A 22,342-nucleotide genomic window follows, 5' to 3' on the forward strand; every position below is an offset into this window, starting at 1 on the left:
CGTCGAATCACTGGGCAATATCGAATCCCTGGGCACCCTCGAATCACTGGGCAACATCAAACCCCTCCCCGGTCAAGGCCACAAAACGGTCCTCGAGGCTGCTGCCCTGCACGGCAAACCCGCGCACCCGCACGCCCGCGCCCACCAGCGCGGCGACGATTGCCTCCGGCTCAATGGTGTGGTCACGCACAATGGTGTGGTCACGCACGACGGTGTGGTCGGGCGCTACGCTGTGGTCCGGCGCGACTGCAGGGTCCCGGGGTGCGGTGTGGTCCGGCAGCGCGGCACTGACCAGGCCGTCACCGTCGTCGCCCGTGTTATCCGGCTGACCCGCCCGCTCCGGCGCGAGACCCAGGCGCGCCAGCACACGGCGCGCGCCGTCCGCGTCCGGCGTTCGGATCTGCACCCGGGACGCCCCCACCCCCCGCAGCTCATCGAGAGTGCCCTGCGCCACCAGCCGCCCCGCGCTCATCACGGCCGCATGCGTGCACATCTGCTCCACCTCGGCGAGTAGGTGGCTGGAAACGAAGACGGTCGTGCCCTCGGCCGCCAGCGACCGCACCAAGGCCCGCACCTCCCGGGTACCCTGCGGATCCAATCCGTTGGTCGGCTCGTCCAGGACGAGCAGCTCGCGTGGAGCCAACAGGGCGTTCGCGATGCCCAGCCGCTGCTTCATGCCGAGCGAATAGGCACGCACCTTTTTGCCTGCCGCCTGCGTCAGACCGACCCGCTCCAGCGCCCGGTGTACGCGGGCGCCGCGGGTTCCCGACGGTGCATCCCTGTCGGCCGTGTCGAGCCGGTGCAGGTTCGCGGCGCCGGACAGGAACGGGTAGAACGCCGGACCCTCTATCAAAGCACCGACCCGCGGCAGCACCTCCCGAAGGTTGCGCGGCATGTCCTGTCCCAGCACCCGCATCTGCCCGCTCGTGGCGGCGGCCAACCCCAGCAGAACCCGGATTGTCGTCGTCTTCCCGGACCCGTTCGGTCCCAGAAAACCGAACACCGCACCGCGTGGAACTGCCAAATCGATGCCGTCCACGGCCATCTGATGACCGAACCGCTTGGTCAGCCCCCGGGTCTCTATCGCCAGTTCGGCGGACGGGCTGCCGGCCGTCACCGGGCGGCGGCTGCGGCCTGCAGCAGCTCCAGCGGAACCGATCCGGCGAAGATGCGCCCGTCGTTGGTCAGCAAAACGTTCACCAGCGCTGTGGAAAGCAAGCGGCCGCCGTCGACCGTCCGAGCCGCCTGCGCCAGCAGCGGCGACGCCGTCAGACCGGCCGGCACCGCGGCCGCCGGCAGTCCGATCACGGTATCCCAGCCGGTCCCGGAAACCGTGTGCTGCGAGGCCGCGCTGCCACTTTGTTCGCCGGGCGTACCGGGCTGTCCCGGCGGCAACCGATCCCCCTGCTGCGGGAGCGACCGTTGCGTGACGTTGGCGCCTGGCGGCGGTGTGAAGGTGAACAAGTCAGCCGACGGCGCCTGCAGGATGAGGTCCGTGAATGCCAGCCGGAAGGCGGGCTTGTCCTGACCTCTGGCCTGCACACCCACGCTCAGCGGCAGACCGGTGAGCGAATCCACGGCAATCGACACCGATCCGACGAGCGTGTCGGAACTGCGTGGGCTGAGCACCAGATCATAGGCTGACCGGCCCGCCACCACGGTGTCCTGCCCCACAGTCACTTCCGTGCCGGGATCAATGGCCGCCAACATCCGCTGCGCCAGCTGATCCGGCGTCTGCAGCTCAGGCGTGGAGGGAGCCGTTCTCCCGTCCGTGCCGGCGGCAGGAAGTGTCTCGTGCGTCGCCGAGTTGTCCTTTGAACTGTAGAGCCAAACGTCGGTGCCGTGGCGCACCACGTCCCGCTCGGCCAGCTGATCCATCACCTGCACGCGGGCATCTGTCGGACCGGCCAGATAGACCCGCGCGGTATGCGGACCCGTGAGCAGATCGAGAGCCGAAGCCACGCCTGTATTGGACGAAGGGCCTGTGGTGGGCAGCTGCGGCAGTCCCAGCTCCGACGTCTGCTCTAGTTTCCCCGACAGTGATTTCACTGTGTTGGCACCGACCATCGCCAGCAGTTGCTCCGGCGTTTTTATCGGCAAAGTGGCCGCCGCACTCGCCTGAAACGGCCCGACCAGCGCACCGGCGGCGATTGCAGCGGGCACGGCAACGGCCGGCAGCCAGCGTAGCCGCACCTTGGTCATGACAGACACCTCGTGCATGACAAACAACTCATGACGGGCAACCTCGGATTCCGCAAGTCATGGCTCAACTTTACGCCCGTCGAGCAACGACTTCATAGGGGCCGTCTTGCTTACACAGTTAACTGAGCTTGTGTGAGGATAATGGCCCGTGCTGAGGATACTCACTGGGGGCGTCATCCTTCACGGCTGCCGTCGACGGCAGGCCGTAGCCGCCGGGCCTACCCGGCCACCCGCCGTCGCCCTGTTCCAACCTCCGGCTGATCTGGCGGCGTTGCACCGATCCGGACCTCCGACTCGGTAGAGTCGTAGCCATGCGACAAGTGCCCAACGTGACCCTGAACAACGGCGTGAAGATCGGGCAGCTGGGGTACGGCGTCTACAAGGTACCTGCCGCGGACAGCTTTTCGCTCGTCACCCAGGCCCTGGAGGCCGGCTACCGCAGCATCGATACGGCCGCGCTGTATGCCAATGAAGAAGGTGTCGGCCAAGCCGTCCGGCAGGCCACGGGCGACGGCGGTCCGCTGCGCCGGGAGGACATTTTCGTTACCACAAAGGTCTGGAACGACAGCCAGGGTTTCGACAGCACGTTGGCGGCCTTTGATGAATCCCTGCACAAACTCGAGCTCGACTACGTGGACCTGTACCTCATTCACTGGCCCTGCCCGGAGCAGGACCTGTACATCGAGACCTACCGGGCCCTCGAGCGGCTCTACCACGACGGCCGGGTCCGCGCCATCGGCGTCTCCAATTTTGAACCCGAGCACCTGCGCAGGCTCCTTGACGCCACCGACGTCGTTCCCGCCGTCAACCAGGTGGAGCTGCACCCTTGGCTGCAGCAGAGCGAGGTGCGCGCCTTCGGACAGGAGGCAGGGATCCGCACGGAGGCCTGGAGCCCGCTGGCCCGCGGCCAGCTGCTGGAGGATCCCGTGCTGGCCCGGATCGCCGCTGCGCTGGGACGCAGCGTGGCGCAGGTGGTTTTGCGCTGGCACGTTCAGCTCGGCAATATTGTCATTCCGAAGGCCAGTTCACTGGCCCGGATCCGGGAGAACCGGAACATTTTTGATTTTATGCTCGACGACGGCGCGATGGCCGACATTGCGGCCCTGGACCGCGGCCATCGCGCCGGGTCCGACCCGGCACGGGTAAATTGAAAGCGACGGACGGTTTGGCTTTTAGGGACATCACGGTCGACCTGGACGGCCGGCGCAGCCGGCACACCATGACGATCCGAGGCGCAGAGATCGAATACTGGGAGTACTCCGCAGCGCCGGCGGCTCCGGGAGCACGAACATTGCTCGTGGTGCACGGCTTCCGCGGTGACCACCACGGACTCGAGCGGGTGGTGGAGGCACTCCCCGGTCTACGGGTCATCATGCCGGATCTTCCCGGCTTCGGCACATCGGCCCCACTCACCGACGCGCCCCATGACGTGCCGTCCTACAGTCGGTTCCTCGCAGACCTGATGGCCGGCCTGCAGCTCGGGCCGGACACCGTCCTGCTCGGACATTCCTTCGGCTCGATTGTCGCCAGTCACTTCGTCGCAGAGCACCCGGGGAGCGTCAGCGAACTTATCCTGATCAACCCAATTGCCGCACCCGCGTTGGAAGGGCCCAAGGGCATATTGTCCAAGCTGGCCGAGTCCTATTATCTGGCCTCTGCCCGGCTGCCTGCCCGGGCCGGCAATGCGCTGCTGCGCAGTAAGACCATCGTGCACCTGATGAGCATCACCATGGCCAAGACCAAGGACAAGGCGCTGCTGCGCTTCATCCACCAACAGCATTACTCCTACTTCTCGCTCTTCGCCGATCGCGGCATGCTGCTCGAATCCTTCCGCGCCTCCGTGGGAGGGACCGTCCGCCAGGTCGCTTCACAACTGACCCTGCCAGTTCTGCTGATCGCCGGAGCCCAGGACGAGATCGCCACCCTGCCCACACAGCACAAACTGATGACATTGTTGCCGGACGGACAACTGGTGGTGATCCCCGGCGTCGGGCATCTGATCCACTATGAAACACCGGTCCCGGCAGCCGCAGCGATTACGGGCTTCCTGGCCGCGCATCCGATCGCAGGAGGCACAGAATGAGAACTCCCCTTGAGTCAGGAGAGACCGTGCCTCCTGCCAGAAGACTGAAGATCGTCATCGACGCCCGGTTCACCCGCACTGACCACCACGACGGCATCAGCCGCTACGGCGCAAGCCTGATTGCCGCCGTCGCGCCTCTGGCGGACGTGACCATGCTGATCAGCGACGAACACCAGCTCGCACTGCTGCCCGACGTTCCCTATCTGAAGATCAACAGCCCGCTGTCCCCGCGGGAGCTGTTCGTGGCCCGGCAGGTGAACAGACTCGACCCCGACGTGGTCTTCTGCCCGATGCAGACGATGGGCAGCTGGGGGCGCAGATACGCGCTGGTGCTCACCCTGCACGACCTGATCTACTACGAACACCCCGCACCGCCGGGCTTTCTGCCGGCACCGGTGCGGGTGCTCTGGCGGCTGTACCACAAGGCCTACTGGCCACAGAGGCTGCTGCTCAACCGTGCGGATGTGGTCGCCACCATCAGCCGGACCACCGAGGCACTGATGCACCGGCACCAACTGACGAAGAGGCCGGTGCGGATAGTGGGCAACGCTCCGCAGGCTGACCGCATGCCACGCAACCCTGGTACGGCGCCGGAAAAGACCCTGATCTACATGGGTTCCTTCATGCCGTACAAGAACGTTGAGACCTTGATCCGGGGGATGGCGGAGTTGGACGGCTTCGCCTTGCATCTGCTCAGCCGCATCACGGAGCCGCGGCGCACCGAACTGGAGCTGCTGATTCCCACCGGTGCGGAGGTTATCTTCCACAACGGTGTGAGCGATGCCGAATACGACGAGCTGCTGCTGCGCACGACGGCGCTCGTCACGCTGTCCAAGGCGGAGGGCTACGGGCTGCCCCTGGTGGAGGCCATGGCGCTCGGAACGCCCGTGGTGGTGAGCGACACGCCGATCTTCCGGGAGGTGGGCGGCACCGCTGCCAGCTACGTCCCGGCCGATTCACCCGCAGCCTTCGCATCCCAGGTCCGGAAACTCGCAGATCCCGCCGTCTGGAGTCAGTGCTCCGTGGACTCAGTCCGGCAGGCCGCCCGGTTCAGTTGGGCTGACTCTGCAAGGGAACTGCTGGACATCGCGACGGAGCTTACTTATCAAAGGTAGGGCAGATGCTGTTCCGTGGCTGCCTTGAATTGCCGGTCAACGGTCGGTCAAAAGTGCTGTACCGTCGTCCAAAAAGTGCGCTGAACCGTCGTCCAAAAGTACTGGACCAATAATGTCGGCGGGGGGTTCCCTTACGGACGGTCGCTTGATGTTCCCGTCAGGTCCACCTGCGCATACGCTGTGGTAACCGAGAGGAGGCGGTGTGTGATGTCTTACGAGCCCGTCTTGGGCCAATTAAATCTGGTGGTTCGGGACATGGATGCCACCGTCGCCTTCTACCGTCGCCTTGGCCTGGCGATCGACGCCCGGCCGGGAGTCCCGCATGTCGCTACCCGACTACCAAACGGCATGCTCATCGAATGGGACAGCGTCGAGTTCGTACCCCAATGGGACTCGGGTTGGAACGGGACCACCGGGGGCAGTGCGGTGCTCGGGTTCTCCGTACCGACGCGCGAGGCCGTGGACCAGATCTACACGGAGTTGACCGGCGCAGGATACGAAGGCCACCAACGGCCCTATGACGCCTTCTGGGGTGCCCGTTACGCGATCGTCGATGATCCTGACGGCAACAGCGTCGCCCTCATGAGCCCGGAAGAACCGGAACGGAAGTTCTGGCCACCCACCCAACCGCCGCAAGGGTCCTGACCTCCAGACCGAAGCACGTGGCGTGAGTCGGCGGGTGTCCGGTAAGGGTTCCGCAAGTGGAACGCGGGTGGCCTGGAGGAGCCCAGGGGTCGGCCGCCGGCACCGGCTGTTCCCCTGGCGTTGGCCGGCCGGGCTGGAGGACGAGGAGCGGGACAAACAAGTCGCAAGGGGTTGAACCCTACCATCGGTTTGGGGGACGACCGGGACGTCCGTTCAGCCCTCAGGTGCGTAAACGAATCGAAGGTCTTCCCACCCTTCACCGGTGTGGCGGACGATGTCACGCACTGTGCCGGCCGGCACGAAACTCGCGCTGAGGGCTACTCGCTGACTGTCCAGTTTGGCCGACCATACTCAACTATGCATTTACCGGCGGCTGGCGGTCAACAGCGACCCTCGGTTATCGGCTGCCCGCAGAGCGTTCCTCAAGCGGGACATCGGCTCGCCAGGAACGCCCCCGGTCCGTGTCGGGTCAGGGTCCTGCGAGAGAAGAGACCCGGCGGAAACAGCCGGGTCTCTTCTGAATGACCGGTGCTTAGTTGATGGTGCCGGCGTCGGGTTGAGGGGGTGCGGCGGTGGTGCCGGTGACTCCCGCAGGTGTCGGGGCGATGTGAAGTCGCGTGGAGAACGCGACAATGAGGGCAAAGAGGAAGGCTGCTGCCGCGATGACCAGCGACATGACGGCGACGGTTCCGTAACCGCTGACCCGGGGGTCCAGGAATGGGTAGGGGTACCAGTTGACGATGGGACCGCGGACCAGGCTGTATATCAGGTAGAGCACGGGGGAACGCGAGCCAGATCAGCGAGGTGCGGACAGGGACCCTGGTTTTGGGCAGGTCAACAAGCCAGTCGATCACCATGATTGTCGGGATGGTGTAATGCAGCACGACGTTGATCCAGGGGATCGGAGTGTTGACGTCGATGTTGCTCAGCAGAAGGTTGTAAACGATCCCCGTGATGGTCATGTAGATGGTCGCAGCTCCGCGCAGGAGTTCAAGCCAGCGGGGGCTTTCGCCTTTGCACGCGTACCGGCCGGCGATCGCCAGGTGATGAAGGCGATGATGTTTGATTCGATGGTGAAATAGCTGAAGAATGTTCCCCGCGGAGGCGCCGGGAACATTCTGGAGCAGGTGTGTCAGCTGGAAAGTACGGCCAGAAATCCGAGGAGGGCAAACCAGAACCTGAAGAGCGCGAGCCCTCGATCGGGTGTCATACAGGGATCCTATGGGACCACGGATGTCGGGGCCGGGAGGCTCGCAGTGTCGGCGCCCGGGTCAGCGTGCGACCCGGGGCGGTGCTTGTCGCCGGTGGGCCGACTCCGTAGAGGTGTGTTGTTCCCCTGCGTCCGGTCAGTGTTCGGCTTCCGGGACACCAGGCGGTGTCTGAGTTACTCTCGGAAGATGCGTTGGTTTGGAGCGGTCATCGGCGCGTACGTCTTGGTGGCCATAGTTACTCGTCTGGCGGAGACGGCTGGATTCCACAGGTGCGGATGCAGTACCGATTGCTGGTGCCAGCGCCCGTTGCTCGGCACGTTCCGTTGGGTGTTTCCGTACGGTCACAGATCGGTCGATCCACGAGAGAAGGCATCGCTCGCTCAAGCTTGACCGTCGTACTACACGCGATGGATGCCCTACACGCGATGAACGCCGCGGGTGTCCGTCGACGATCCCTCAGCGAGATCGCCCCGGCAGGTTGCAGCCCCGCTGAGAGTTCGGCTTACGGGCAGGTTTGGGCGGTCACTGTGCTGGCGGGGGTGGGGACGAGCGGCACGGCTGCGATGGGTGCCAGTGCGACGAGTGCGAACGCGAACGGGTATTCGAGGTTTCTTTCCTCGGATGGCCATGATAGTGGCTTCCGAAGGTTCAGCCTCATGTAGCCGTCGGCCCCGGGATCGCCCTATGCTCTATCGTCACGCAGCATCTCTGGCCGTCTCAAGGATCGCGCGCCCAATCGCGACGATGGGCTCGACCGGTCCGCGTCGTGCCGCCAGCCGCAGTGTCACCTTGCGTGGTGACTGCCGGCTGCTGCCCTCTTACGAGACCACACCAGCGACCCCGTCAGGACCAGGAAGCCAATCCCGGACAGCAGCGTCGAGATCGCGTGAGAGGTTTCCCAGGTGTTTCGGTAGTCCCGCCAGTCAGCGGGAAGGGTGTCCGGGCTCCACACGGCGACTCTCGCGTTGACCGGTAGGTTGCCGACGAAGAACACGATGAGCGTCCCAATCAAGCAGAGGCAGACAATCCCCGCGATCAATGCGTCGCGTCGTTTGCCGCTCAGCACGCTGAGAACGGCGAGTGCGCCGGCACTCACGGCGCCAAGGACCTCGCATGTGCCGCCGACTGTCGCGAAGCCTCCGTAGAACGTGTTCTGTACCGTAAGCCATTCCGCACCCGTCAATGCCCGGCTGCCGGGCGCTTGCAGCACGTGTGTCAGCGTCAGCCCGAACACCAGCGCGACGCAGATGATGGTAACGAACTGGAGTACGCGCATCAGCGAACGCATCCGAGCCTCCCAAACGTGTTATGCGCGATGCAGACTCGCAGATACTTATCCTGTCGGTCTGGTCCATCATCGATGCTCACGTACGGAATACCGATGGCGACGTGAAACACACTGTCGACGCCGCGCGACCAGATGACAGTGAACTCTTGTCAGCTCAGGCTCCCACAGATGGTTCCCCCAAACGGGACGGGATAGGTTCAGGGCAATGTTGTCGCTCAGGTCTCCCGGTCCTCGTCGGGGTTTCTAAAGGGCCGATGCTGCGTTCCGGTGGAGTCCGCGGTGAAAGAGTAGCGACCCAGCCTGGCGTATCTGGCCCCTCCTGCCGTGGAAGATGAGTCTGGCCAGGGCGTGTCTGGATTCCTGCAGCGTCAGCTGGGTATGAATTTGCCGGCGGTAGCCCTCGTCAACATCGATCTATGCCGAGCCGGTAACTATGCCGAGGTGCTGGGAACGCGGGTACCAGAAGAGGCCCTGCCGCTGGGGTCCGGACAAGAATCGGCTGTTCCCATATCGGCATAGTTACAGGCTTTCAAGGAACGCCAGTGTCTTGTCTGTCGGGTGGTAGCGTCCTGGGGTTGCCGCTGTGGGTGTCACGAGGGCGAGTGCTTTTTCCTTGATGGTGAGGTCAGCATGGATATATGCGTCCGTGGAACGAACTCCCGCGTGGCCAAGCCACAATGCGATCACTGAGGTATCAACGCCGGCTTGGAGCAGGGACATGGCACAGGTGTGGCGGAAGACGTGGGGGTGAATTGTCTTGCCTTCCAGTGACGGGCATTGTTGCGTAGCGGTCTTGGCATGAGTGCTGACGCGCAGGGCGACGGCATCGCGGCTGAGGCGGCGTCCGATGCGTGTGGGAAAAAGTGGGTCCTGGGGTTGGACTGCTCGTTCTTTCAACCAGGCCCGCAGTAGCGCTTCGACGGGGACATTGAGTGGAACCTTACGTTGCTTGCGTCCCTTGCCTTCACATCGCACGTTGGCGCCGGTCCCCAGCGTCACGTCATTGCAATTCAGCCCGGTGATCTCCGAAACGCGCAGCCCTGTCTGAATGGCCAACAGCATCAGCGCCTTGTCTCGGCGCCCTTCCCAAGTGGATTGGTCTGGGGCGGCGATCATGGCGTCAACTTCCGGTGCCGTCAGGAAAGTGACGATGCGTTTTTCGAACCGTTTGGGCGGAATCGCCAACACTCGCTGGATCAGGAGCGCATGTTCGGGATGGCGCAGTGCCGCGTAGGAGAAGAGCGAACGGATCGCGGTGAGGCGGACATTGCGGGTTCTGACGCTATTGTGCCGCTGGTCCTCGAGATGGTTGAGAAACCGGGAGATCATGGTCGCGTCCAGGTCGTCCCAATCGAGTCGAGCTGGCAATTTCTTGGTCTGTTCATACACGAACTCCAAAAGGAGTTTGAGGGTGTCTCGGTAGGCGGCGATGGTGCGGGGACTAGCTTGGCGCTGTTGGGCGAGGCGGTCCGTGAAGAACAGTTGCAGGGTCGAGGCGATGAGCGTCATGAGCGTGCCTTCATCCACTGCGCGTCTTGACGTGCGGCGGCCACGGCAAGCAGTTCCGGCGCCGCCGAAAGATACCAGTACGTGGAAGCCGGTTCGCGGTGGCCAAGATACGTTGACAGTGACGGGATCTTGGCCTGCACGTCCTCGTCGCTGCGGTACCAACCAAGCAAGGTTTGAATGGCAAAGGAATGTCTTAGATCATGAATTCTGGGGGCGGAGGGCGAATCGGCCCCGATTCCGGCAGCAGTCACCAGGCACCGGAACGTATGCTGCACGACCTGGTAGCTGAGGCGCTTGCGGGTCAGGGACACGAAGAAACTGGCGTCGATTGATGTTGGCTGCAGTTCATCGCGCAAGGTTGCATGACTCTTCAACGCCTGGATGGTGCTCTCCTGCACTGGCACGAGCCGGGACTTGCCGAACTTGGACTCGCGGATCAACAACACTCTCTCGCTCCAGTCCACGTCCGTGCGGTCAAGTTTGATGGCCTCACCAATGCGCAGCCCAGTTGCCGCCAACAACCCAATCAAGGTTTCATAGGTAGCCGCCCGCAATGGTTGGTCAATCAAGCAGCGGGCCTGGCTCATCAACGCTCCGATATCAGTACTGGAGTAGATGAATGGCAGACGCCATCGCTGGCGGTGGGGCATCAGCTCTAAGGGCGGGACTTCGGTGCCGGGATAGATCCCGGAGAGATAGCGGGCGAATCCGCGTGCCGCGGTCATTCGCCTCGGGCCCACGCTCGAAGGTGCCGTTGTCGATGGTTGCTGCGACCACTCCAACGCCGCCTGCGTGGTTATCGTCGTGCATCCACGGGTATCAAGGAACACTACAAAGCCTGGCAGCAGCCGGTGGCTTTCAGCGAGTTCGTGCCCGAGTGAACGGCGCAGCTGCAGATAGTTCGCCAGGTCCTGCTCCAGCCCGCTCATCGTGCCGTCCCCGGCCATGGTTGGGCCACCTGGCGCAGCGAGTCAAAGTCGACCTTGGCATAAAGAGCCGTCGTGGCCAGATCCTGGTGACGCAGGACCTGGCTGATCGTCGTAAGGCCGGCGCCCTGTTTGAGCATCTCACCAGCCAAGGCATGCCTGAGCCGGTGCGGGCCAAACTTGGGTAGTCCCGCGCGTTTGCAGGCGCGTTCAATGACGTCTCCGACCAAGTCGGCACGGATCGGTCCCCGAGGAGCGCGGCAGGTCAAGAAGACATGAACGGCATCGGCGGGGTTCCGGCCACACGACAAATAGGCCACCAAGGCTTCACCGACTCCGGCGAGCAGCGGCATCCGGTCCTGCCGGCGGGCCTTGCCACGAACCACCAGTTCACCGGCACGCCAATCCATGTCACACAGTTCCAGCCGTGCGACCTCGATTGATCGCAGCCCCAGACGGGCCACCAGCATCGCAATCGCGAAATCCCGGGCGCCCAGCTGCGTGCTGCGGTCAAAACTGTCAAGCAACAACTGCACATCGGTAGCCGAGACTGTCGGTGGCGGCAGAGTTGCCAACCGCCAGCCACCCACCGGGGGTACGGCCGATCCCAGCCGCAGCTCGGTGATTCCTTGCAGATACAGGAAACGCAAAACGGCCCGTAGTTCAGCCACACGGCCCTTCGCCGAGCCGGCCGACACCCTGTTGCACTCCCGTAGCAAGAACGCATTGACATCCGCCCCCGTCAAGGCCGACGGCACGAAAACACCACTACTGTGACACTGTTCCTCGAGGAATCGTCGTGCCGTGTTCTCATATCGGTGCACCGTTGTCGGGGCGAGTCCACGTTCCTGGAACATCCAGGAACGATATTCATCCATCAGCTCGCCAAGTGCTGTCGCCAACGGGGATGCCGCCGGGGCAATACCGGAGTACCGCAAAAATTCCAGCAGTGGCACCAAAGCCCGCGGGCCAGGGAATCTCCGAGTTACCACTGCTTTCCGGGCAGACAAAAACCCGCTCAGGACCTGCTCATTCAACTCCTCGGCCCTCAACCCCTCGGAAGAGAGCCATCGACCGACCCGCCCAATGTCCTTGAGCATGTTCCGGATTGTGCCCGGCGTGTAGCCCCGCCGCACCAACCATGCCCGATACCCCTCAACCTGCGCACCCAGTTGACCGTCATTTCTCTTCGGTCCAGACATGAGATTTCGCCTCCTTCATGGAAGCACCGTTGCTTCCATGACCAGCGTCCTCCCACGGAAACTATGCCGATATGGGAACAGTCGATTCTTGTCCGGACCCCAGCGGCAGGGCCTCTTCTGGTACCCGCGTTCCCAGCACCTCGGCATAGTTACCGGCTCGGCATAGGTCGATCTATGCGGATATCCGCATAGATTGATGAAGTCCAGCAGATGCTCGGTTTTGGCTATTCTGCCGTACTCCGCCAACGCTTTTCCAAGCAGGGTTGGTGTCCCGCCGCCCTGAGTGACCCGCAGAACTTCCGAGGCGCGCACGGTCCGGCAGTCAAAGATCCTGCAAGACGCAGCATGTCAGGCTAGTTCGTCGTAATGCCGTAATAAGGTCCATGTTGATCCAATTGCGGCCGGCGACCGCGTTCAGCTTCCCGTAGTCAGCTGTGGTATTGACGCCCCAGAACCGTTGGTCAGGAAGCCCGGCCAGGCGGGGCGAGAACCGGTACCGAGCAGGGTGAAGAGCCCGAAAACCTGATCCGAGTAGGAGGCCGTGTCGGTGGCGACCATCTCGGGGCGCTGGCCCCCGTCAAGATCGAGCAGCCCATCCAGAATGTGTAGGGAATCGCGGACCGTTCCCGGGACAACGACGGCACCCAGGCCTGAGGCCTGGTCGTTGAGATAGGTCAGCCGGGTCAGGCCGCGGCCCTGACTAAAGTAGCGCGGATTCGCCCCGGCATTGACGGTGGCCACCGGAACCACGAACCGCCTCCCATCGACGGCGGCGCGCACATAGTTTTGATCGACGTGGGTAAGGCGTCCACGGGTCAGCGCGGGGTGGCCGTCCTTGACCACCGGTGTCAGGCCGACGTTGCACGCGTCGACCACCAAAATGGCGGCGAGGGAGACGCTGAGCTGGTCCATCCGTGCGGAGGCCTCCGAAACGTGGCTGAATTCCGAGAGGAACCCCGTCCAGGAATGCACTTCCAACAGCACATCGGGCAGATCCACCCGCGGCAGCATCGCCGACACCGGCCCCCGCAACTGCGTCAAGGACTCGGGTATCGTCTTGGCCTCCAGGGGCGAGAGATGAACCTTGCCGGCCTCATCAATGCGTACCGCAGGATTATCGGCCAGTTGACCGGCCGCCTCACGATAGCGGGCATCCAAGCTGTGACGGACACCGGCAAGGTGCTCCGCGGGCTCGTCTGGCAGCTGGAGTGCTCTCAAGGTCTCGTTCTTGGTCGCCTGCCACGCCGGGTCGCTCAGCAACCGCGCCCTGGGGCCTCCCCAGCGACGCCCGCCCACAACGAAGATGTCCCTGCGCCGCAGCGCCCTGTGGACGGCGTCCATCACCGCCACCGTGTACGCTCTGCGATCGAGCTCTCCTGCGGTGCCGATTGGGCGTTGCCAGGCCGGCGACAGGACGGACAGATCAACCTCGCTCGGGTCCTTTTTACGGCCGTCCAAAACCTTTGGCAACGCTGTCAGGGCCGCCAACGTTGGGGCACCATCCGCGGTGGCCCCAAAAGGTGCCGCCGATGCCAACGCAGGCAGGAAAGACCGTACGGTGGTGAACCGGCGCATCATCTCGGCCGCCGTGTCACCCTCGGTGCCGGCCGGACGCGTCAACGTGGAGACGCCGGGAAGAAGGACCTTGCGCTCACGCAGCCAGAGCGCCGCCCGTTCAAACAAGCGCACCGGCACCTCCGACGACGTCCACGCCCGGGCCGCAAGGAAAAGCATCAGCTCCTCATACTTAACCGGATCAGCAAAGTCCATATCACCATAAACGGCGGAAATCTCCGCAGCGTGCTCATAACCGGTCTGTCCCGCTGCGCGTAAAGCTTGAGAACGGAAGCATCCGCAATGCCCAGCTGCCCGGCCAGGGAATCCACCACTGGCCAAGGGACAGCCCGCGGATCCGTCAGAAACCGGCCCACGACCCGCACCGTTGTCAGTTGAACAGCAAATCCCAGCCGGTTGTGCATTCCCCGGCGGCGACCAACTACCGACAGATCGGCATCATCCAACCAACAGAAGCGTTCCAGGTCCTCCGCCGATACCTCATCAGGGAATCTGCCGAACCCTGCGGCCCGCTCATCACTTAGAAAATCGACCGCCATGCCACGCATTCAACAGCCACCGGACCCCTTAGCGTGAATTTCCGTACCGATCCTCCTCAGACCCCAGGTCGCGTACAGCGGTGCTCCTTGGGATCCGTCCTGGGACCGGCGGTATCGCCTCTTATTCGCGACGGATCCGCAAATGCTCCGTGATACCGGCGATTCCGCGGATGGCCAGTGCGCTCAAGACCCGGGCTACGGCGTCGTCAACCAGCCAACGGTGCCGCCAAACGAGGGGGAAACAATCTTTGGCGGCAATGGCTGCGTCCACCGGACTGGGAACCAGCGGACCGACAGCCCACCGCGAACGGTTTCGACCGGCTCTACCCCGACGACGCCGCACCGCTCGAATGAGACTAAGTCCCCGGGCGCTCAGATTTCGGCGTATCTCTTGGTCGAGGGTATGACACCGCCGCCGTCTTATCTTGGTGAAAGCGGCACCCCCTCGCTGTGCTCAGGTTTTCGATCGTCCGTTTGGCCCGATCCCGCCAGATGTACCCGCTGGACCGATCATGGAATGTGCCGCTCGAAGTCATCGGGGAGGTGGCGGCAAATTCCGTCATCGCTCGATTGACGGTCACCGAAGTCACTGCACCAAGATGTGCGAGCGATTCCCATGCGCCCAGCGGTTGTGCCGACGAGGGTCTAGAGAACATCCAGGCCGTCACACCTGATCTGGACAGGTACTCCGCTTCGCTTGGCAGCGTTGGCCGCCTTGAGAGCGCGCAATGCGGTGGTGACAGCCGAGGCGATGGCATAGGGGAAGAACAGCAGCGTCCGATACTGTCCCTCTTCATCCGAGCCCGGGATGCTGCGGCTTTGCAGGCGGGGTGCCACCGGTGCCGGTCCCACCACCCGGATTTCCGAGGCCAGCCGGAGTTGGCCGACAAACGCGCCGACCGCTGCTTCCGGGCCGGTGATGGATGCGATGCGGACTGCCGGCGGCAGTCCCAGCTCCAGTCGCAATGCAAGCTCTCGGTCGGCATAGCCGGCGGGATCCCACCGCACCAAGGCGCCGACCACTTGGGAATCCTCCGCGGTCACCACCACTACACCGCCGTCCTTGGCTGGGCGCACCAGGGCGCTGGCATTGAACCAGCGGCGCAGCGCATCCTCACCGGCGCGCAAGGACTCCCGCCGGAGCAGGGTGTCCCCGTCAAGCAGGAGCGCCGCGGCATAGCCCTCTGGGGCCAGGGGTTCTGCGCCCACGGTGGCCACTACCAGTGCCGGTTTATCTGGGACATGTGCCTTCACATGATCCCCGGCTGAGGAAAGCACCGGTACGCCGGGAAAGGCCTTGCCAAGTTCCTCTGCCGTCCGGGCGGCGCCGACAACCACCCTGCGCAGTTCGCGCGACCCGCAGGTGGAACAGCTGTAGTTGTTCCCCGGAGAGGCGCACCAGCGGCACTGGAGCACGGGTCTTTGCCCGTGCCGGGCCGGCAGCTCCATCAGCGGCCCGCGGCAGACTACGCAGCGGGCCGTTTCCCGGCAGCGCTGGCAGGCCAGGCTGGGGGCATAGCCGGCCCGCGCCACCTGCACCAGGACCGGACCGCGTTTCAGGCCTTCTTTGGCGGTCTGCCAGGCCCGCTGCGGGAGCCTGCCCACCGAAGCCAGCGGATCACGTTCCTGCTCGAAGCTGTCGGCCGTGCTGATCACCCTGGCCGTGACGGCCCGGGACAGCGTCCGGTCGGGGTAAATGGGCTGTGCCCAGCCGGTGTTAAGCAGGCGTTGGGCTTCAGTACTGCGGGTATGGCCTGCCAGCAGCAGGCCCGCATTCTCCTGCTCGGCCCGCAGCAGCAGCACGTCCCGGGCATGGTGGTACGGAGCCCGGCGCTCTACGTGCAGATCATCGCCGTCGTCCCAGCAGCAGAACAACCCCGGATCGGCGACGGGGGCAAAGGCAGCTGACCGGGTGCCTAGCACCACTCGCACGTCTCCGCTGAGGACCCCGAGAAAGTTCCGATAGCGCACGCTGGGTCCATCCTCGGCCGTGAGCCGGACGAAGGAATCGGCAGGAAGCACTTCGGCGACGGCCTGCTCAAGCAACAGCAGATCACGCTGATCCGGGACAACGGCGATGGCCCCGCGCCCCGAAATGCTGCAGCCGGCAATCGCCTGCGCGAGCTGCCGATGCCAGGAGTGGGCGCCGAAGCCCTGCAGCGCGGACAGCACACCGCGCGGTGATCCGCCTGAGGCCAGATGTCCGAGATACGCGTCCGCATTGTGATAGCCCTGAAAAAGCGTTGTCACCGGAAGGGTCGGAACCGCAGGAACATCAGGAGCTGCAGATTCTCCAGGGACAGCTGCCGTGACGACGTTACGGGGATCACCGGGTACGGTCGATCCAGCAGGCTGCGGGCCGGTTACCTTGGGTTCAGCGGACAGCGGTCCCGGATACTGCTTATCAAGTTTGGCTACGCGGGGAGGGATGGCAACCCGCAATACGTCGCTCACCGAGCCCGCATAGCGCGCTGCTACGGCCTCGGCCAGCCGGAACACAGCCGGTGTGAGCACGGGGACACCGCTGAAGACCTTGCCCAGCGGCGTCAGCCTGGTGCTTTCCGAGGAAGCCACGCGTTCCGTGAGGTATCCGTTCAGGTCCTGGCCGGCAAACCGCACTTTGACGCGCACGCCCGGCCGCGCAATGTCGGCGAGGTCTGCAGGGACGCTGTAGTCAAATAGCCGGTCCAGGTGCGGCAGGGATGATTCGATCAGAACCCGGCCCACGGGCAGCCGATCGGCCAGCACCACCGCACTGTAGGGATCCGGGGTCTGATGCTGCGTCACAAATCCCTGCAGCAACGATGGCTGGACCACGGAGCCGCTCTCGGCCGTCACGATCAGCTCCTTCACTACTCCTCGGACTTGGTTCAACGATTCACTGCACGGAATCACCGTACAAACTGGCGGCACGGATTCACCCCACGGAATAAATGCAGCCACCAGACGCAATGTGCGGACACGCGGACTATAACGTGACCCGTGCCAACAGCTAACCACAGACCAGCGACATCGCTGCCGCCACGCAAAACTGTCCATAACTTTCCCGGGCACCCGTTCCCGGTGGGCGGTTCCATCCACTCACCGCCGCCGCGACTACCGTCGGCGCCGGACCTTCGCCCTACGCGTCGAAAAACGACTTCAGCGCGTCAACCCGGTCGAGGTTCTCCCAGGTGAAATCCGGGTCGTCGCGGCCGAAGTGGCCGTGTGCGGCCGTTTTGGCGTAAATAGGACGCTTCAGGTCCAATGCCCTGATGATGGGCCGCGGGCGCAAATCAAAGACGGCTTCGATGGCTGCTTCGATCCGGCGCGGGTCGACGGTCTCGGTGCCGAACGTTTCAACGTAAACCCCGACGGGGCGGGCGACGCCGATCGCGTAACCAACCTGCACCTCGGCCCGGCTGGCCAGCCCGGCGGCCACAATGTTCTTGGCCACCCAGCGCACCGCGTAGGCGGCGGAACGGTCCACCTTTGACGGGTCCTTGCCGGAGAAGGCGCCGCCACCGTGGCGGGCCATGCCGCCGTAGGTGTCAACGATGATCTTCCGCCCAGTCAGGCCGGCGTCGCCCACGGGACCACCCACCACAAAGGGCCCGGCCGGGTTGAGATGCATCTTAACGGCGGAAAGGTCCAGCCCGGACGCGTCGAGGACGGGCGCAATCACAAACTCCTGCAGGTCGGCGCGCAGTTGGTCCAGCGAGGCGCCCTCGGCGTGCTGGCTGGAGATGACCACGGTGTCCACGGAGACGGGTAAGTCGCCGTCGTAGCCGATGGTCACCTGGGTCTTGCCGTCCGGGCGCAGGTAGGAAAGCAGCCCGGACTTGCGCACGTCCGTCAGGCGCTCAGACAGGCGGTGCGCCAGATAGATGGGCGTGGGCATGTACGAGGCGGTCTCGTTGCTTGCATAGCCGAACATCAAACCCTGGTCGCCGGCACCCTGGGCGTCGTCCTCGTCAACCGCCGTACCTTCGCGAACCTCCAAGGAGTTAAAGACGCCGTCAAAAATGTCCTGGGACTGCTGCCCGATGGACACGGACACCCCGCAGCGGGCGCCGTCGAAGCCGTTGGCGGAGGAATCGTAGCCGATGTCCAGGATGGTGTTGCGCACAATCGCGGGTATTTCCACGTACGCATCGGTGGTGACTTCCCCGGCCACATGCACCAGCCCGGTGGTGGCCATGGTTTCCACCGCCACACGGGAGTCGGGGTCCTCGGCCAGCAACGCGTCCAGGATTGCGTCGCTGATCTGGTCGCAAATCTTGTCCGGATGGCCTGCGGTCACGGATTCGGAAGTAAAAAGGCGCAAGGGGTTAGCTGAAGTCACTTGTACACTCTACGTCCTCGACTGCTGCGCCTTCCGGCGCAGGACATGGTTGGTAACGGCGGGTGGTCCGACGAGAAGGCAGTGCAGGTTACAGTGCGGTCAGCGCGGCGCCGACCAGTCCGACGACGGCGGCAGCCACGTCGGTCTTGCTGCCCTCCGCCGTGACGGGCTCGGTGCCGCGGCGGTCAAGTATGACCACCTCAGTATCGTCCGCACCGAAGATCCGGTTAGCGCCGACCTGGTTGACGACGAGTAGATCACAGCCCTTGCGTTCCAATTTGGCGCGGGCATAACCGAGAACGTCGGACTGCTCATCCCCGGTCTCCGCGGCAAAGCCCACGATGACCTGGCGGCGCCCGGTGCTCTCACGCTCGCGCACCAGCTCCGCCAGGATGTCCGGGGTGCGGACCAGCGTGATGACCGGATCCGCGACGTCGTCCTGTTTCTTGATTTTGCTCGCCGACAGCCGGGCCGGGCGGAAATCGGCGACCGCAGCCGCCATGATAATCGCGTCGGAGCCGGCGGCGGCGGCCAGCGCGGCCTCGCGCAGCTCCAGTGCCGTTTCCACCGTGACCAGTTCGACGCCTTCCGGCGCGGGGACGTCCATGTGTGCGGCGATCAGCCGTACGCGTGCCCCGGCCTGCAGAGCGGCGGTGGCCAGTGCAACACCCTGCTTGCCGGAGGACCGGTTGCCCAGGAACCTCACGGGGTCCAGCGGTTCGCGGGTCCCGCCGGCGGTAATGGTCACGGTCCGGCCGGCTAACTCCGTCCGTTCCGCCGTCCCAGCTGAAGCCATCAGTTCCAGCGCGGCGGCGAAGATCTGCTCCGGCTCGGGCAGCCGGCCGGGGCCGGAGTCGACGCCGGTCAGCCGCCCGACCGCCGGCTCCAGCACGGTGATTCCGCGGCTCCGCAGCGTCGCCACATTTGCGGCCGTGGCGGCGTGCCCCCACATTTCGCTGTGCATCGCAGGAGCGAACAACACCGGTCCGCGTGCCATCAGCAATGTGGTCGTGAGCAGATCGTCTGCCTGCCCGGCCGCGGCGCGGGACAGCAGATCCGCGGTCGCCGGGGCAACCACGATCAGATCCGCTTCGTGTCCGAGCCTGACGTGATTGACCTTCTCGACGCCTTCAAAAACATTGTTCGTGACGGGATTGCCCGAAAGGGCCTCCCAGGTCGCCACCCCCACGAAACGGGTGGACGCCTCGGTCGGGATGACGTTGACGTTGTGCCCGGCCTCGGTGAAAAGCCGCAGCAGGTATGCCACCTTGTAGGCGGCTATTCCGCCGCCGACTCCCAGAACAACGCTCATCGGCGCCACGTATGGAACCTGTTACTCCGCGGCCTCGACGGGCGTCGATACCAGCATGCCCTCGTTGATTTCGCGAAATGCGATGGAGAGGGACTTCTCGTTCAGCCGGGTGTCGACCAGCGGGCCGACGTACTCAAACAGGCCCTCGTGCAGCTGCGCGTAGTAGGCGTTGATCTGCCGGGCGCGCTTGGCGCCAAAGATCACAAGGCCGTACTTCGAATCCGCTGCCTCAAGCAGGGAATCGATCGGCGGGTTGATAATGCCTTCAAGCTTGGTAGCCACAAATTCTCCAAAAATCCGGTAGGTGCACAGCGCAATCAGCGTGGATTGGGCGTCAGTCCCATCAATGAAACGAGCTCATCTGCCGCCCGTTGAACGTCATCATTTACGATGGTGTGGTCGAACTCCGGCTCGGCAGCAAGTTCCAGTTTAGCGGTTTCCAGCCGGCGCTGCTGTTCCTTGGTTGTTTCGGTGCCCCTGCCCACCAGCCGGCGCACCATTTCGTCCCAGCTCGGTGGTGCCAGGAAAACGAATTTCGCCTCCGGAACGGCGGCCTTGACCTGCCGGGCGCCCTGCAGATCGATTTCCAGCAGCACGGACTTCCCGTCCGCGATGGCCTTAGTAACGGTGCTGCGCAGCGTGCCGTAGCGGTTCTGGCCATGCACCACGGCCCATTCCAGGAATCCGCCGTCGGCCACCAGGGCGTCAAATTCCACCGGGGACTTGAAAAAGTAATGCACGCCGTCAGTTTCGCCCGGCCGGGGCGCCCTCGTGGTCGCGGAGACCGAGAGCCACACCTGCGGGTAGTTGTCCCGGATGTAGGTGGAGACCGTACCCTTGCCGACGGCAGTGGGACCGGCCAGGACTGTCAGCCCGGTGCCCGCGGCCCCCCTGCGGGTGCCGGCAGTCTGCGGGGCGGCGGCCGGTGCTCCGCTCATGAGCCTTGTCCCAGGAAGTCAATCAGCGCTTTACGCTGGTGGATGCCCAGCCCACGGAGACGGCGTGTCGGAGCGATGCCGACCTCATTCATGATCACAGTTGAGCGTACCTTTCCAATGCCGGGCAGAGCTTCGAGCAGTTCGGTGATCTTAAGCCTGCCGATCGCGTCGTCACCGTCGCCGGCGGACAGGACCTCCGCCACGGTGGCGGCGCCGGTCTTCAGTTTACTTTTGACTTCGGCTCGCGTGGTGCGGGCCGCCGCTGCCTTGGCGAGTGCTGCGGAACGTTCTTGTGCCGTCAAAGGGCGCAGACTCACGAGGGACTCCTTGGAAGCGGGGGCGGGGGCCACCGCACGGGGAATGGGCTTCCCCTGAACCTATCCGCACCGGGGAGGCAAAATCAATCTGCATCAATCTGCCGAGGTACCCCTCACAGACGCCGGTGCCCCTCGCAGGCGTCGGCGACACAGGGATGGAGCGCTTCCCTCCCAACTGAGTCGCACTTACGGCACCCATTCCGCGTTTTGAGTGCAGGTGCTGCTACTCAGTTGGGAGGGGACTCAGCCGCGGAGGGAATCCACCGTCCGGCGGGTGGCTTCACGCAGGGCCTCCCGGTCCGGCCCCGCGGCCAGGATGCCGCGGCTGGAAGTCCCCAGGACCTGCGGATACGCCGCGCCGAAGGTGGCGCGCATTTCAGCTCCCGTCGCGCCTTGGGCGCCCAAGCCCGGGGCCAGGATCGGCCCGTTGAGGGAGGTGAGGTCGATGCCCAGATCCGTCAGGGCGGAACCCACGGTGGCGCCCATGACCAGTCCGACGGATCCTGGTCCCGCCGTCCTGGCGTTTTCCGCTGCTGCGGCCGCGACGATCCTGCGAGCGACCGAATCCGCGCCCCCGGAATGCTGGACGGAGGCGCCTTCCGGATTCGATGTCAAAGCCAGGACAAACACCCCCCTCCCCTCGATGGCGGCCAGGTCCAGGGCCGGGCGCAGCGACTCGAATCCCAGGTACGGGCTCAGCGTCACGGCGTCCGCGGCCAACGCTGAGCCGTCGCGCAGCCACGCGTCGGCATAGGCGCTCATGGTGGAGCCGATGTCTCCGCGCTTGGCGTCGGCGATGCTGAGCACGCCAGCGCCTGCGGCCGCCGCCAGCAGCTCCTCCAGTACTGCGATGCCTGCGGAGCCGTGCCGCTCGTAGAGTGCCACCTGCGGCTTGACGGCGGCGGCCAGCGGCCCGACGGACTCCAGCACGGTGAGCGAAAAACGCCGCAATCCGGCAGCATCGTCGCGCAGTCCCCAGCTGGCGAGCAGCGCCGGATGCGGGTCGATACCCACGCACAACGGTCCCCGTGCTGCCATGGCGGCGGCGAGCCGGGCCCCGAAGGGGTCCCGGCTGGTCCCCGCGCGCTCATTGAGATCAGCAGCGGGATCAGCTGTGGTTTCCGAAACGGACTCGGACACTGGCTCAGACACGGGT

General features: G+C 64.5%; 19 protein-coding genes and 3 pseudogenes. 4 read left to right on the forward strand and 18 right to left on the reverse strand.

Annotated elements, in window-relative coordinates:
- Window positions 1-43: 43 nt before the first annotated feature.
- Window positions 44-1,045: an ABC transporter ATP-binding protein gene (locus ACLLJI_RS10890; protein WP_434621440.1), complete on the reverse strand. Its 1,002-nt coding sequence runs from the start codon at window positions 1,043-1,045 to the stop codon at window positions 44-46.
- 68 nt (window positions 1,046-1,113) lie between these two features.
- On the reverse strand, window positions 1,114-2,202 hold the full coding sequence (locus tag ACLLJI_RS10895) for a LolA family protein (RefSeq protein ID WP_434612220.1): 1,089 nt from the start codon (window positions 2,200-2,202) through the stop codon (window positions 1,114-1,116).
- Between the two features lie 311 nt (window positions 2,203-2,513).
- On the opposite strand from ACLLJI_RS10895, the gene ACLLJI_RS10900 reads away from it, so the two are divergent.
- From ACLLJI_RS10900 to ACLLJI_RS10915, 4 genes are all read left to right on the forward strand, one after another.
- Complete coding sequence (locus tag ACLLJI_RS10900; protein WP_434612223.1) at window positions 2,514-3,353, forward strand: aldo/keto reductase; 840 nt, start codon at window positions 2,514-2,516, stop codon at window positions 3,351-3,353.
- A 68-nt stretch (window positions 3,354-3,421) separates the two neighbouring features.
- Entirely contained in the window at window positions 3,422-4,285 is an 864-nt protein-coding gene (locus ACLLJI_RS10905; RefSeq protein ID WP_434621443.1) for an alpha/beta fold hydrolase, read from the forward strand.
- A gap of 44 nt (window positions 4,286-4,329) precedes the next feature.
- Window positions 4,330-5,400 (forward strand): glycosyltransferase family 4 protein, encoded by a 1,071-nt coding sequence (locus ACLLJI_RS10910; RefSeq protein WP_434621446.1) that lies wholly within the window; start codon window positions 4,330-4,332, stop codon window positions 5,398-5,400.
- Between the two features lie 207 nt (window positions 5,401-5,607).
- Window positions 5,608-6,045: a VOC family protein gene (locus ACLLJI_RS10915; protein ID WP_434612225.1), complete on the forward strand. Its 438-nt coding sequence runs from the start codon at window positions 5,608-5,610 to the stop codon at window positions 6,043-6,045.
- Between the two features lie 532 nt (window positions 6,046-6,577).
- Here the strand turns inward: ACLLJI_RS10915 and ACLLJI_RS10920 are convergent.
- From ACLLJI_RS10920 to pyrF, 16 genes and pseudogenes are all read right to left on the reverse strand, one after another.
- Window positions 6,578-6,823 carry a Pr6Pr family membrane protein gene (locus ACLLJI_RS10920; protein ID WP_434612227.1) on the reverse strand — a complete coding sequence of 82 codons (246 nt, stop codon included), beginning with the start codon at window positions 6,821-6,823 and terminating at the stop codon, window positions 6,578-6,580.
- 61 nt (window positions 6,824-6,884) lie between these two features.
- A pseudogene (locus ACLLJI_RS10925) lies at window positions 6,885-7,007 on the reverse strand (Pr6Pr family membrane protein); the annotation flags it as partial.
- Between the two features lie 1,033 nt (window positions 7,008-8,040).
- A complete protein-coding gene (locus ACLLJI_RS10930; protein ID WP_434612229.1) occupies window positions 8,041-8,544 on the reverse strand; it encodes an anthrone oxygenase family protein in 504 nt (167 codons plus the stop codon).
- Between the two features lie 300 nt (window positions 8,545-8,844).
- Window positions 8,845-8,949, reverse strand: a pseudogene (locus tag ACLLJI_RS10935) (Tn3 family transposase); the annotation flags it as partial.
- A 114-nt stretch (window positions 8,950-9,063) separates the two neighbouring features.
- Window positions 9,064-10,053 (reverse strand): tyrosine-type recombinase/integrase, encoded by a 990-nt coding sequence (locus ACLLJI_RS10940; protein WP_283562473.1) that lies wholly within the window; start codon window positions 10,051-10,053, stop codon window positions 9,064-9,066.
- Window positions 10,050-10,982, reverse strand: coding sequence for a tyrosine-type recombinase/integrase (locus ACLLJI_RS10945; RefSeq protein ID WP_434612232.1), 933 nt, complete (start codon window positions 10,980-10,982; stop codon window positions 10,050-10,052). Before ACLLJI_RS10945 ends, ACLLJI_RS10940 begins: the two co-directional genes overlap by 4 nt.
- On the reverse strand, window positions 10,979-12,181 hold the full coding sequence (locus ACLLJI_RS10950; protein WP_434612234.1) for a tyrosine-type recombinase/integrase: 1,203 nt from the start codon (window positions 12,179-12,181) through the stop codon (window positions 10,979-10,981). The genes ACLLJI_RS10945 and ACLLJI_RS10950 overlap by 4 nt, the downstream gene beginning before the upstream one ends.
- A 15-nt stretch (window positions 12,182-12,196) precedes the next feature.
- Complete coding sequence (locus tag ACLLJI_RS10955; RefSeq protein ID WP_434612236.1) at window positions 12,197-12,493, reverse strand: hypothetical protein; 297 nt, start codon at window positions 12,491-12,493, stop codon at window positions 12,197-12,199.
- 10 nt (window positions 12,494-12,503) lie between these two features.
- A pseudogene (locus ACLLJI_RS10960) lies at window positions 12,504-14,304 on the reverse strand (Tn3 family transposase).
- A 636-nt stretch (window positions 14,305-14,940) separates the two neighbouring features.
- A complete protein-coding gene (locus ACLLJI_RS10965) occupies window positions 14,941-17,148 on the reverse strand; it encodes a primosomal protein N' (protein ID WP_434612238.1) in 2,208 nt (735 codons plus the stop codon).
- Window positions 17,149-17,416: 268 nt separating this feature from the next.
- Window positions 17,417-18,619, reverse strand: coding sequence for a methionine adenosyltransferase (gene metK / locus ACLLJI_RS10970; RefSeq protein ID WP_434612240.1), 1,203 nt, complete (start codon window positions 18,617-18,619; stop codon window positions 17,417-17,419).
- 88 nt (window positions 18,620-18,707) lie between these two features.
- On the reverse strand, window positions 18,708-19,931 hold the full coding sequence (gene coaBC, locus ACLLJI_RS10975; RefSeq protein ID WP_434612242.1) for a bifunctional phosphopantothenoylcysteine decarboxylase/phosphopantothenate--cysteine ligase CoaBC: 1,224 nt from the start codon (window positions 19,929-19,931) through the stop codon (window positions 18,708-18,710).
- Between the two features lie 21 nt (window positions 19,932-19,952).
- Window positions 19,953-20,213 (reverse strand): DNA-directed RNA polymerase subunit omega, encoded by a 261-nt coding sequence (gene rpoZ, locus ACLLJI_RS10980; RefSeq protein WP_283559371.1) that lies wholly within the window; start codon window positions 20,211-20,213, stop codon window positions 19,953-19,955.
- A 35-nt stretch (window positions 20,214-20,248) separates the two neighbouring features.
- Entirely contained in the window at window positions 20,249-20,869 is a 621-nt protein-coding gene (gene gmk, locus ACLLJI_RS10985; RefSeq protein ID WP_434612245.1) for a guanylate kinase, read from the reverse strand.
- Entirely contained in the window at window positions 20,866-21,186 is a 321-nt protein-coding gene (gene mihF / locus ACLLJI_RS10990) for an integration host factor, actinobacterial type (RefSeq protein WP_283559369.1), read from the reverse strand. The genes gmk and mihF overlap by 4 nt, the downstream gene beginning before the upstream one ends.
- 243 nt (window positions 21,187-21,429) lie before the next feature.
- Window positions 21,430-22,338 (reverse strand): orotidine-5'-phosphate decarboxylase, encoded by a 909-nt coding sequence (pyrF, locus tag ACLLJI_RS10995; protein WP_434612247.1) that lies wholly within the window; start codon window positions 22,336-22,338, stop codon window positions 21,430-21,432.
- Window positions 22,339-22,342: the final 4 nt, after the last annotated feature.

Source organism: Arthrobacter sp. A5 (assembly GCF_051131705.1).
In the GTDB taxonomy this organism is placed as follows: domain Bacteria; phylum Actinomycetota; class Actinomycetes; order Actinomycetales; family Micrococcaceae; genus Arthrobacter_M.

Coding starts and splice junctions, on each gene's coding strand:
- ACLLJI_RS10890 (WP_434621440.1), bottom strand. CDS start 1,045: ATGGCCGTGGACGGCATCGATTTGGCAGTTCCACGCGGTGCGGTGTTC.
- ACLLJI_RS10895 (WP_434612220.1), bottom strand. CDS start 2,202: ATGACCAAGGTGCGGCTACGCTGGCTGCCGGCCGTTGCCGTGCCCGCT.
- ACLLJI_RS10900 (WP_434612223.1), top strand. CDS start 2,514: ATGCGACAAGTGCCCAACGTGACCCTGAACAACGGCGTGAAGATCGGG.
- ACLLJI_RS10905 (WP_434621443.1), top strand. CDS start 3,422: ATGACGATCCGAGGCGCAGAGATCGAATACTGGGAGTACTCCGCAGCG.
- ACLLJI_RS10915 (WP_434612225.1), top strand. CDS start 5,608: ATGTCTTACGAGCCCGTCTTGGGCCAATTAAATCTGGTGGTTCGGGAC.
- ACLLJI_RS10930 (WP_434612229.1), bottom strand. CDS start 8,544: ATGCGTTCGCTGATGCGCGTACTCCAGTTCGTTACCATCATCTGCGTC.
- ACLLJI_RS10940 (WP_283562473.1), bottom strand. CDS start 10,053: ATGACGCTCATCGCCTCGACCCTGCAACTGTTCTTCACGGACCGCCTC.
- ACLLJI_RS10945 (WP_434612232.1), bottom strand. CDS start 10,982: ATGAGCGGGCTGGAGCAGGACCTGGCGAACTATCTGCAGCTGCGCCGT.
- ACLLJI_RS10950 (WP_434612234.1), bottom strand. CDS start 12,181: ATGTCTGGACCGAAGAGAAATGACGGTCAACTGGGTGCGCAGGTTGAG.
- coaBC (WP_434612242.1), bottom strand. CDS start 19,931: ATGAGCGTTGTTCTGGGAGTCGGCGGCGGAATAGCCGCCTACAAGGTG.
- gmk (WP_434612245.1), bottom strand. CDS start 20,869: ATGAGCGGAGCACCGGCCGCCGCCCCGCAGACTGCCGGCACCCGCAGG.